This is a genomic window from Paenibacillus sp. UNC499MF, from assembly GCF_900107975.1.
Classification (GTDB): domain Bacteria; phylum Bacillota; class Bacilli; order Paenibacillales; family NBRC-103111; genus Paenibacillus_F.
This window is the reverse complement of record NZ_FNVF01000006.1, coordinates 30,106-43,067: the sequence shown is the minus strand read 5'-3', so window position 1 is coordinate 43,067 and position 12,962 is coordinate 30,106. Positions and strand designations below refer to the sequence as shown.

Genomic DNA, 12,962 nt, shown 5'->3' with positions numbered 1-12,962 from the left:
CATTCCGGCACCCAGCCCGCCGTTTTTCCGGTTCCGCCGTAACCTAACATCCCTGAACCGCGACAGCGAAACAGCGGCCGGAGCGTTTACTTTTGCGAACACAATCTTCAATAAGCCGGATGCCGGTCGTCGAAAACCCATTTCTTCAAAAAGCAGGCGGCGCTTGAACAGATTTCCCGGATCGCCCGGTTATGCAGCAGCCGGAAGCCCAAGCTGCGGATTAATGTTTTTGAGCCGAATCGTTTTTGAAAAACACGAAAGAACCGCTCCGCCCGCGTTCCGGTATCGTATCCGGACGTATCCGGCAGTAGCGGATTCATCCGGATGAATCCGGCAGCATCCCTCGCAGCGAAGACCGGAAACTCTTTTCACAGCATAAACCAATTGACCGCTTCCCGTCCATTCACCTCTCCGCACAAAAAAGAGGACGATTGTATCGTCCCCTTCAAGTGTTCTCCTCGCATACGTGCCGCCTGCTCCTCTATTCCTCGACCTGAGGTTCCACAATAATCGTAATAACGGCTTCGGTAAGGTCTCCGCGGTTGTTTGCGATCTCGATAATGAAAACATCTATGCCCGTAAAGTTCCGGCCGGGATTGTACGTCCAGATTCCGTCTGCGCCCACCGTGGAATTTCCTTGTTTGGCCGGATTTTTTAAGGAATACGTCAACGGCAGTCCCAGCCTGCTCAAGGCCCGGACCCTGCCCTGAACAGGCGTATTCATGGAAGTCGTCCGGGTTTCGCCGCGCGCCGTCAGCGTATCGGGCACAGGCTCGCCGTTACCGCCCCCCTCATCTTTCCTTTCGACCGTAATCGTAACCAGCGCGATGGAAATGCCTCCTCTGCCGTCACGGATAAGGACCGTAAACCGGTCGCTTCCCGTAAAGCCCGGGTCCGGCACGTAAATAAACCTGCCTCCGGCCCCGACGCTGACTTTTCCCGATTCCGGCGGCAGCAGAAGCTCGAACCGCAGCGGATCGTTGTCGGGATCGGCTCCATGCAGCTGCCCGTCGAGCGGAGTGTCCGCAAAGGTGGCGAAATACTGATCCGCTACCGCGGGAGGGCGGTTGGACGGAAGAATTTCCGACGGATTAACGGTAATTCGGACAGCCGCGAATGTTTTTTCGCCTGTGCGGAGGCTTGTGACGACCACCGTAAACACATCCGTTCCCGTAAAGCCCTCGAACGGCGTATACGTAAACGTTCCGTCCGGACGGATCACGGCCGTTCCGTGGGAAGGGGCGCCCAGCAGTTCGAAGAGGAGCTGCCCGCCTTCCGGATCGGCGGCTGGGATCCGCCCGGTTACCGGCTCCCCTTCACGGGTACCGAGTTCAATATTTCCGGCTACCGGCTGTTCGTTGACGGGCAGTACCGTTACCGACACTTCCAAAACGGTGAACGCCCCGTAAGTATCCGTCACTTCTACTCCAAAAGCATCGTTCCCCGCAAATCCCGAATAGGGCGTATAACGGAAGCTTCCGTCCAAATCAAGCTCTACCGTGCCGTGTGCAGGCGGCTTTGCGACCCTAAAGCCGATGGAATCCGCATCCGGATCGGCGGCGGACAGCTTCCCGTAAACCGTCGTATCCTCCGGTGTGGAATAGGAAGCATCGTCCGCAACCGGCGGTAAATTGGTGAATGCGGTAGTTACGATGACCGACGCGATGCTGACGGCCCCATCCGCATCTCTTACACGGACCGTGAAAGAATCCGTTCCCGTGAAGTTACGGTTAGGCGTGTACGTGAATGTCCCGTCCGCACCGACCGATGCCGTCCCGTTGACCGGCAGGGAATTCAGCTCGTAAAAGAGTGCCCGCCCTTCCGGATCGGCCGCCGCTACCACTCCGGATACCGGCGTATTCCTGGTCGTGGAGCTTTGGACATCTTGGACCACCGGGGCCTGATTTATTGGCAGGACGACGATACGGACCAAAACCGTCTGCAGGGTGCCCGATTCCGTAAGGACGAACGAATCGCCGCCCGTGAAACTCGGGTTCGGCACATACGTGAAGCTTCCGCCGGCATTTACCGTTACCGTACCGTTCGGGGGCGGTGTGCTCACCTGATAGACCGCCGAAACTTCCGGGACGAGTGGGACTGTGCCGGTAACCGGCGTATTTTGCAGCGTCGTCAGGATCGTTTCGCTCGCGGAGCCCACAAAAACCGGTGACACTTCGACGGTAATCGTCGCTGTCCCTGAAGCGCCTGATTCGTCTGTGACTCTGACACGGAAAAAATCAGTTCCGATAAAATCCGGATTCGGCACATACGTGTACGTGTTTCCGGGACCTACAGCCGCCGTACCGTTTGCAGGCGGTGTGTCCAGCGCGTAAGTGAGAACGCCGCTGTCGATATCGGCCGCATCGATCGTTCCGCTGACAGGCCGGTTCATAAACGTGGATTCCGACACGTCGCTGACCTGCGGCGGATCGTTGACGGGCAGCACCGTCACGGTGATGTCCGAAACGAACCCGGCTCCATGATTATCGCTCACGAGGACGGTAAAACCGTCCGTCCCGTTAAAATCCGGAACGGGGGTATAGATGAAGCTTCCGTCCGCATTTAAAATCACCGTCCCGTTCCCGGGCGCCGTATTGACGGTGTATACAAGAGGATCGCCTTCCGGATCATACGCCGAAATCGTGCCGGATACGGGCGTATCCTCCTGGGTAGCAAGGGCCAGCGGAGCCGCGAAAGGCGGGTCGTTAACAGGCGTGACCATTACGTTTACGATTGCCGATGTGACTCCGCCCTGATCGTCCGAAGCCGTCACCACAAAAAAGTCCATGCCGTTAAAATTAAGATTCGGCGTATACGTGTACGATCCGTCGGCATTTACCGCGGCTGTCCCGTTGACAGCCTGTGCGGCAAGAGCATATACAACGGGATCGCCATCCGGGTCGGCCGCCGTAATCTGTCCGTTCAGAACGGTATCTTCGGGGGTCGTCTCATTAAGCGTACCGAGAATGGGCGCATCGTTGACGGGAACGACCGTTACGGTCACGACCGCGCTGTCCGTTCCTCCAGCGCCGTCACTGACGGTTACGGTAAAACTGTCGATCCCGTTGAAATTCGCATTCGGCGTGTAGCTGAATGCGCCGGCAGCCGTCACCGAAGCGATTCCGTTCGAAGCTTGCAGCGCCAGCGCAAACGTCAGCGTGTCGCCGTCCGCATCCGATGCGGCAACCGTGCCGGTAAGCGGCGTATCTTCGAATGTGGCCGTATAAAGGTCTTCCGCGACGGGCGGATCGTTTTGCGGAGTGACGACAATTACTACCGGCACTTCGGCCGTGCCGCCCTGTCCGTCGGCGATAACGGCCGTAAAACTATCCGTCCCATGGTAATCGGGATTCGGCGTATAGATGTAAGCTCCGTCCGCTCCGAGCAGCACCGATCCGTTCACCGGCGGCGTGCCCAGTGTGAAAGTCAGCGTGTCGCCGTCGGCGTCAAAGGCCGCAATCTGCCCCGATACCGGCGTATCTTCCGCCGTGTAATCCGTCTGCCCGGCCGCCACGGGCGCGTCGTTGACCGGCGTCACCGTTATCGTAACGTTTGAAATCGCCGAGCCTCCCCGTCCGTCGTCCACTACGACCGTAAAAGAATCGGTCCCGTTGAAATCCGTCCCCGGCGTATACACAAAACTTCCGTCCGCCGAGACCGCCGCCGTTCCGTGGCTCGGAAATGTGCCGAGCACGAACGTCAGCGCGTCGCCGTCCGCATCTGTGGCTGCCACCGCACCGGCAAGCGGTGTATCCTCCGGCGTACTCAGCGCCAGATCCGCCGTCACCGGCGCGTCGTTGACCGGCGTCACCGTCACCGTTACGGCTGCCGTTGCCGTTCCGCCGTTACCGTCGCTCACCGTCACCGTAAAGCTGTCGGTGCCGTTAAAGTCCGGGTTCGGCGTGTACGTATACGTCCCGCCTGCCGTCACCACGGCCGTTCCGTTTGCCGGCGGCGTCCCCAACGCGTACGTCAGCGCGTCGCCGTCCACGTCCGTGGCCGTGATCTGACCCGTCACCGGCGTGTCTTCCGGCGTCACGTCGCTGACATCGGCGGCCACCGGCGCGTCGTTGACCGGCGTCACCGTTACCGTCACGTGCGACACCGCCGTCCCGCCGCTGCCGTCGCTCACCGTCACGCTGAAGCTGTCCGTGCCGTTGAAATCGGCCGCCGGCGTGTACGTGAACGTCCCGTCGGCGTTCAGCAGCACGCTGCCGTGTCCGGGTCCCGCCGCCAGCACGTACGTCAGCGCATCGCCGTCCGCGTCCGTGGCCGTCACCTGCCCCGCCGCCGGCGTATCCTCCGCCGTCGTCAGCGCCACGTCGGCCGTCACCGGCGGATCGTTCACCGGCGCCACGTTGACCGTGACCGTCGCGGTCGCGGTCCCGCCGCTGCCGTCGCTCACCGTCACGGTAAAGCTGTCCGTGCCGCTGAAGTCCGGGTTCGGCGTGTACGTGTACGTGCCGTCCGCCGCCACCACGGCCGTTCCGTTTGCCGGAGGCGTTCCCAGCGCAAACGTCAGCGCGTCGCCGTCCACGTCCGTGGCCGTCACCTGCCCCGTCACCGGCGTATCCTCCGCCGTGTAATCGACCTGCCCGGCCGCCACCGGCGCATCGTTCACCGGCGTGACCGTTACGGTGACATGCGAGATGGCGAACCCTCCGGCCCCGTCGTTCACGACGACCGTAAAGCTGTCGAGCCCGTTAAAGTCCGGCGCCGGCGTATACGTGAACGTGCCGTCGGCCGCCACCGCCGCCGTTCCGTGGGACGGCGGCGTGCCGAGCACGTACGTCAGCGCGTCGCCGTCCGCATCCGTGGCGGTTACCGCGCCGGCAAGCGGCGTATCCTCCGGCGTACTCAGCGACAGATCCTCCGTCACCGGCGCGTCGTTCACCGGCGTCACCGTAATCGTGACCGTTGCCGTGTCCGTGCCGCCGCTGCCGTCGCTCACCGTTACGGTGAAGCTGTCGGTGCCGTTGAAGTCCGGGTTGGGCGTGTACGTGTATGCGCCGGCCGTCGTCACGACCGCCGTGCCGTTTGCCGGCGGCGTCCCCAGCGCGAACGTCAGCGCGTCGCCGTCCACATCGGCCGCCGGAACCTGGCCGCTTACGGGCGTGTCTTCCGGCGTCACGTCGCTTACATCGGCCGCCGCCGGCGGATCGTTCACCGGCGTCACCGTCACCGTTATGTTCGCGACCGCCGTGCCGCCGTTTCCGTCGTCAACCTGAACCGTAAACGAATCCGTTCCGTTGAAATCCGGAATCGGCGTATACGTAAAGGTCCCGTCCGCCGAAACGACTGCGGTTCCGTACACGGGGGACGTAAGCAGTGTAAACGTCAGAGTATCGTTGTCTCCGTCGACTGCCGTCAAGGTCCCTGTAACGGACGTATCTTCCGGAATGGTGACGGATGCGTTGGACAGAACCGGCACATCGTTCACCGGCAGAACCGTCACGGTTACCACGGACGTGTCCGTACCCCCGTTTCCGTCATCGACGAGGATCGCAAAACTGTCGGTGCCGTTGAAATCGGCGTTCGGCGTATACGTGAACGTTCCGTCGTCCCCCACAGACGCCGTCCCGTTCAAGGGAGCTGTACTTATCGAATAGGCCAGCGCGTCGCCGTCCGCGTCCTGAGCGGTTATTTTCCCGCTGTACGCAATGTCTTCGGGGGTCGTCACCTGCATATCCGCCGCAACGGGAGCGTCATTGACAGGCGTCACCGTCACGGTAACGAGCGAATAATCGATCTGCCCGCCCGGACTCGAAGTCACCCGGACCGTAAACGAATCGGTTCCGTTAAAATCGGGATTCGGCGTATAGGTGAACGTCCCGTCGGGGTTTACTGACGCACTGCCATTGCCGGGAACCCCCTCCAGGATGAAAACCAGCGTGTTTCCCGGAGGCGGATTTCCCGTGACCGCTCCGCTGAGCGGCGTATCCTCGGGCGTCGTAACGGAGGCGTCATTGCCTAATTCGGGATTAAGCGTCGGGATTACCGTTACCGCAACCTCCGCCGTATTCGTTCCGCCGTTTCCGTCGCTTACTTGGATGACGAAGGTGTCCGTTCCGCTGAATCCCGGGTTCGGCGTGTAGGTGAAGGAACCGCCCGCTCCAATGACGACCGAACCGTTCGCCGGAGGAGTCGAAGCGATGTATGAGAGCGTATCTCCATCCACATCGGTCGCCACGATCCGGCCGGTCACGGAAGAATCCTGCGGTACCGAAACAGACGTATTTTCCGCAGCAGGCGGGTCATTGACAGGCAGAACCGTCAGGTTCAGGACAGAAATCCCGGAACCTCCGTTTCCGTCGTCGATCCGTACGGCCACCGTATCCGTGCCGTTGAAGTTCAAACCGGGCGTGTAAGAGAACGTCCCGTCCGGGTTTACCGTGAAAACGCCGTTTTCCGGCGAAACGATCACCGTATACGTAAGCGGATCGCCGTCCGGGTCAATCGCCCCGATAAGTCCGAAAAGCACTGTGTCTTCGGGTGTGCTCAAATTTTGCGGGGGTGCAAAAGGCGGGTCGTTCACCGGCGTGACCTCTACCGTCACCACGGCGGTATCCGTTCCTCCGCTGCCGTCGCTGACGAGTACCGTAAAGCTGTCAGTGCCGTTGAAATCGGGTGCCGGCGTATACGTGTAGGAACCGTCCGGTCCCACGACTGCCGTTCCGTTCGCCGGGGGCGCCGCAAGGCTGTACGTCAACGGATCTCCGTCTGGATCGGCGGCGGTAATCTGACCGTTGGTCGGGGTATCCTCCGCCGTACGATCCGATACATCATTCGCCACGGGTGAATCGTTCACCGGCGTCACCGTAACGGTCACATTTGAAATCGCCGACCCGCCGCTGCCGTCGTTAACCACAACCGTGAAACTGTCCAAACCGTTAAAATCGGGTGCCGGCGTATACGTGAACGTTCCGTCCTGCAAGACGGCAACAGTTCCGTTCGTCGGAACGGTTCCGAGCAGAAACGTAAGGGAATCTCCGTCCGCATCCGTAGCTGTTACCGTTCCGGTAAGCGGCGTATCTTCCGGCGTCGTCAGAGCCAGATCCGCCGTGACCGGTGCATCGTTGACCGGTGTCACCGTAACGGTAACGGCCGCTTCCGCCGTTCCCCCGTTGCCGTCGCTGACGATGACCGTGAACGTGTCCGTGCCGTTATAATCCGCTGCGGGCGTGTACGTAAAGGCACCCGCCGGAGTAACCGCCGCCGTACCGTTAGCGGGTGGCGTGCCAAGCGCGAACGTTAAAGCGTCCCCGTCCGCATCCGTTGCCGTCACTTGACCGCTCACCGGAGTGTCTTCCGGCGTTACCAATGCGGCGTTTTCCGCTGCGGGCGGATCATTCACCGGGGTGACCGTCACGGTCACGCCGGAGATGGCGGTTCCTCCGTTACCGTCGCTGACCAGCACGGCAAACGTATCGGTTCCGTTAAAATCGGGAAAGGGCGTATACAGGAACGATCCGTCCGTATTCACAACCGCCGTGCCGTTAGAAGGGGGCGCCGCCAGCGTATAAGTTGGCGTATCTCCGTCCACGTCCGTTGCCGTCACGGTTCCGCCCGCAGGTGTATCTTCCGGGGTCGTCAGTGCCACGTCTGTCGTAACAGGCGCGTCGTTTACGGGAGCAACCTGCACCGTCACCTGCGCTTCGGCGGTTCCTCCGCTGCCGTCGCTGACGAGTACCGTAAAGCTGTCCGTGCCGTTAAAATTAAGCGCAGGCGTATAGGTATAGACGCCGTCCGCTCCCACCGCCGCCGTCCCGTTGAGAGGCGGCGTTCCCAGAGCGAACGTCAGCGCTTCCCCGTCCGCATCGGTCGCTCCGACCCGTCCTTGGACAGAGGTGTCCTCCAATGTGAAAACAGCTTCATTCAACGCGACCGGAGGATCGTTCACGGGCGTGACCGTAACCGTCACGTTCGAAATGGCCGAGCCTCCGTTGCCGTCGTTGACGACGACGGTAAAGCTGTCCGTGCCGTTAAAATCCGGGGCGGGAATATAGGTGAACGTGCCGTCGGCCGCAACCGTTACGCTGCCGTTTACCGGACCCGTGCCCAGAACAAATTGAAGCGCGTCCCCATCCGCATCCGAAGCCGTTACCGCTCCCGCAAGCGGGGTATCTTCGGAAGTGGTCAGATTCAGATCCGCCGTCACGGGCGCATCGTTCACCGGGGTGACGGTAATCGTAACGACAGCGGTGTCCGTGCCGCCGTTTCCGTCGCTGACGGTCACGGTAAAGCTGTCGATTCCGTTAAAGTCCGGATTTGGCGTATACGTAAACGTACCCGCTGCGGTAATGACCGCCGTTCCGTTGGCAGGCTGCGTATCGATGGCAAACGTAAGCGGATCGCCGTCCGTATCCGCAGCCGTAACCTGGCCCGTTACTGGAATATCTTCCGGGGTCACATCCGCAAAATCTTCCGCAACGGGAGGATCGTTCACGGGGGTAACCGTCACCGTCACGCTCGACAAAGCCCTCCCGCCGTTTCCGTCGCTGACGCCGACTACAAAAGAATCGGTCCCGTTAAAGTCCGGTCCGGGAGTATAGACAAACGTTCCGTCCGTATTGAGCGTAACTGTTCCGTGCCCCGGGGAAGCCTCCACGGTGAAGGCGAGTACATCCCCGTCCGCGTCCGCCGCGACGACAGCTCCGCTGACCGGCGTATCTTCCGGCGTCGTCAGCGTCACATCGGAAGTGACAGGCGGATCGTTGACCGGTTCCACCACGACCGTTACCGTCGAAGTCGCCGTTCCGCCGCTGCCGTCACTCACGGTCACCGTGAAGCTGTCCGTTCCGTTAAAATCCGGGTCCGGCGTATAGGTGTAAGTGCCGTCGGCCGATATTACGGCGGTTCCGTTAGCCGGAGGCGCGCCCAGACTGAAGGTCAGCGCGTCGCCGTCCACGTCCGACGCAGTCACCTGACCGCTTACCGGCGTGTCTTCCAGGGTGACGTCCGCCCTGTCCGAGGCGGCGGGCGGATCGTTCACAGGAGTGACCGTCACCGTCACGTTGGAAATCGCCGAGCCTCCCCGCCCGTCGCTGACGACGACGGTGAAGCTGTCCGTGCCGCTAAAATCGGGGTCCGGCGTATACGTGTAGGTTCCGTCAGAGAGAAGCGATACCGTGCCGTGCGTGGGAAGCGTTCCGAGCACATAGCTCAGGGCGTCCCCGTCCGCATCCGCTGCGGTTACGGAGCCGCTCAAGGGAGTGTCCTCCGGTGTGGTCACCGCCGCATCCGCCGTCACCGGAGAATCGTTGACCGGTGACACAATAATCGTGACGACAGCTTCCGCGGTCCCTCCGCTCCCGTCGCTTACGGCCACCGTAAAACTGTCCGTACCGTTAAAATTAAGCGCAGGCGTGTAGGTATAAGACCCGTCCGCCGCCACCGTTGCCGTCCCGTTTAGAGGAGCCGTCCCCAAAGCGAAAGTCAAAGGATCTCCATCCGCGTCCGCAGCCGTGACCTGACCGCTTACCGCCGTATCCTCGGGCGTGGTAAGCGTCAGCGATTCCGGCACGGGGGGATCGTTGACCGGCGTCACCGTCACGGTCACATTGGAGACGGCCGAACCGCCTTTGCCGTCGCTCACCTCGACGACAAACGAATCGGTTCCGTTGAAATCCGGCACCGGAACATAAGTAAATGTCCCGTCGGGATTTAAAGTGACGGCTCCGTTCGACGCGGGTGCTCTTACCGTATAGGTTAAAGAATCCCTGTCCGCATCCGCAGCCGTGACCGCGCCGCTTACCGGCGTATCTTCCGCTGTGGTCAGCGCGGTATCCGAAGCGACGGGGGGATCGTTGACCGGCGTTATCGTTACCGTAACGGCAGCCGAGTCGGTCCCCCCGCTGCCGTCGCTGACGATAACGGTGAAGAAGTCCGTTCCGTTATAATCGGGCGCGGGCGTGTACGTATAGCTCCCGTCGGGTCCTACGACAGCCGTGCCGTTAACGGGCGGAGTGCCGAGAGCGAAGGTCAGCGCGTCTCTGTCCACATCCGACGCGAGGACCCGGCCCGATACGGGCGTATCCTCCGGCGTAACGACGCTCGCGTCCTGCGCCGCGGGCGGATCGTTGACCGGCGTTACCGTGACGACGATATGCGAAATCGCCGAACCGCCTTTGCCGTCGTTAACGACCACATTGAAGCTGTCCGTGCCGTTGAAGTTCGCAAGCGGCGTATAGGTCAGAATTCCGCCGGGCCCGAGTACGGCCGTGCCGTGGGTCGGCAGCGTCCCGAGCACATAGGTAAGCGCATCGCCGTCGGCATCCGCTGCGGTTACAGTGCCCGTGACCGGCGTATCCTCCGCCGTCGTCAGAGCAAGATCGGACGTGACGGGCGCATCATTGACGGGCGTGACGGTGACCTGTACAGAAGCAGCCGCAGTGCCTCCGCTGCCGTCACTGACGACAACCGTGAAGCTGTCCGTGCCGTTGAAGTTCGCAAGCGGCGTATACGTATAGCTTCCGTCCGCCGCCAGTACAACCGTGCCGTGGAGCGGCGCGGCGCCGAGTGAATAAGTCAGCGCGTCTCCGTCCGCATCGCTTGCGGTTATTTTGCCGCTCACCGGAGTATCTTCCGGCGTGACGACACTGCCTCCGGCGGCGACGGGCGGGTCATTGACGGGCGTTACGACAATCGTGACGTTGGCGACGGCCGAGCCGCCTTTCCCGTCGCTTACCCGGACGGCGAAAGAGTCCTTGCCGTTAAAGTTAAGACCCGGCGTGTACACGAACGTACCGTTCGCGTTAAGCGTGACGCTACCGTGCGTAACGGGAGCGGCCAGCGTATACGTCAAGCTGTCCCCGTCCACATCGGTCGCGGGTACGGCTCCGCTGACAGGCGTGTCTTCCGCCGTCGTCAAATTCACATTGGCGGCGACGGGAGCATCATTAACCGGCGTAACCGTAATAGTTACGGAGCCCGCGGCGGTTCCTCCATTGCCGTCGCTGACCGAATAGGCGAAGCTATCCTGTCCGTTGTAGTTGAGGTTGGGCGTATACGTGAACACTCCAGTCGGGCCGAACACAATCGTTCCGTTCGCGGGAGGAGCGGCCAGGCTGAATGTCAGCGTATCGCCGTCCGCATCGGCTGCGGCCACTTTTCCGCTCAGAGACGTGTCTTCCAGCGTAGTAAGCGAAAGATTCTGGGCGACAGGCGGATCGTTCACCGGTGTAACCCGGATGGTGACGAGCGAGTTCGCCGTCCCTCCGCTGCCGTCGCTGACGGTGACGGAGAAAGAATCCGTTCCGTTGAAATTCGGATTCGGCACGTAAGTAAAAGTCCCGTTCGCGTTAAGCGCAACGGTTCCGTGTGCGGGCGGGCTCCCGACCGTATAAGCCAAAGCCGCGGATTCGGGGTCCGATGCCGGAATTTGCCCTGTAAACGATGTATCCTCCGGAATTGTTCCCGTTACATTCGAAGCGGTCGGCGGGTAATTCCCGGCGGCTACAGTCACGACGGATGAAGCTGCCGTGCCATTGAACACCGTTCCCCCGATTACGCTCTGGAACTGGTACGTGACTGTCGCCTGATCGGCGAACTGCGGCGAATCGGTAGGCCGCGTTGTGACCCGGCTTTGGAATTGGACCACGATCGTCTGGCTGTTCGCCAAGTTCCCGAGGGAGATGCCCGTGTAAGGATTCGCCGAGACTTGAGCCGTGCCGTTGACGGTCACGCTGCCCGCTAAAAATGTGGTGCCCGCAGGCTGCAGGTCTTTGAGCGTAAGCGTATTGGCCGTGGCGTTGCCGGAGTTCGTTATCGTAATTTTGTACGTAATTACTTCATTAATGTAAGCGGTCGTTTTACTTGCTTCCTTCGTTACGCTGATGACCGGCGCGTTGATGTTCACCTGAAGAGCCAGCGCATTAATCAGATAGACATCGCCTGAAGTCGTTCCCCGGATATTGGCGGATGTCTGGGAATTAACGAGTTTGGACGATACGTCCACATTCGTGATGTCCCACCCCTGGCGGCCTCCGGATATGACGGAGCCCGTAGGGTGATTGCGGTCCCCGAACGTCCCTGTCGTGTCAAGCAGGCCGCTGTCGTTATTAATCTGCGAGCAAAAAAAGTTGCTTACGGGATTGTTCGGCCCGTAAATCGGCGTAAGATCGGCGGCTGTCGGCCCGAACTGCATTTGATCCCCCGTAAGCGGAGAATCCCCTTCCTGAGCGCTGACGAGAAGCCTCCCGCTGAGCGGACCGCTCGTCGGGGTCGAAAAGCCGCTTACGACAGCCGAGGTGGTGCTTGAAGGTGTATCCACCATCTCATTGCCGACGAAAACGGTCATGTTCCGCGAAGGCAGCGTCGCATTCTGATAAATGACGGCAAGCGTCCAGCCCGCATGATTGGTGCTGTTTTCGCTGTCTCCCTGCGTACCCGGAACCTTGCCGACCGTATAGGTACCGCCTCCGCCGGACTGGACAAGACTCGTGACATTGGCCGACCTGACATAAAAGTACCTCGTCGTATTCACGCTGGCCGTAGCCGTATCCGGCGTAACCGTAAAAACGCCGGCGCTGTTCGTGAGCGACACCGTATTGTTCAAAACGCTGGCAACATTTTCCCCGCCCAGATTATAGCTCCCTCCCCAGATCAGTTCCGCATATAAAACAGTGCTCTGGGCGGGCAGGACGAGAATGGCCGAAGAAGAATTCAGCCGGTAATCGGACGTGGTCCCGAGCGGGTAAGTTCCATCCCGTAAAGTTGTGTTGACCGTCGTAAACGTTCCGATGGAGTGAGCCGTTCCCGGCGCGTTTGTATTGTTCGCTTTACTGAGGCCGAGCGTATTGCCCGTAAACGTGATGGCGCCGTTGGTCGTCACCGAGTATCTGTTTATAAAAGGCAACCCGTATCCCTCCTTTCCGCTATAGGTAGTTTATGCCGGGCCCGGCGCCGATTTGCTTCGACAAAGCTCGACCACTGGAAAAAAATAAAAAAAACGCCAAGCGGAA

General features: G+C 60.7%; 2 protein-coding genes. Both read right to left on the bottom strand.

The features are described from left to right. Positions 1 to 107: 107 nt before the first annotated feature. Positions 108 to 320, bottom strand: coding sequence for a hypothetical protein (locus C4S74_RS14510; RefSeq protein WP_103996016.1), 213 nt, complete (start codon positions 318 to 320; stop codon positions 108 to 110). A 161-nt stretch (positions 321 to 481) separates the two neighbouring features. Then, positions 482 to 12,856 (bottom strand): Ig-like domain-containing protein, encoded by a 12,375-nt coding sequence (locus tag C4S74_RS26245; protein ID WP_146065503.1) that lies wholly within the window; start codon positions 12,854 to 12,856, stop codon positions 482 to 484. Positions 12,857 to 12,962 lie beyond the last annotated feature (106 nt).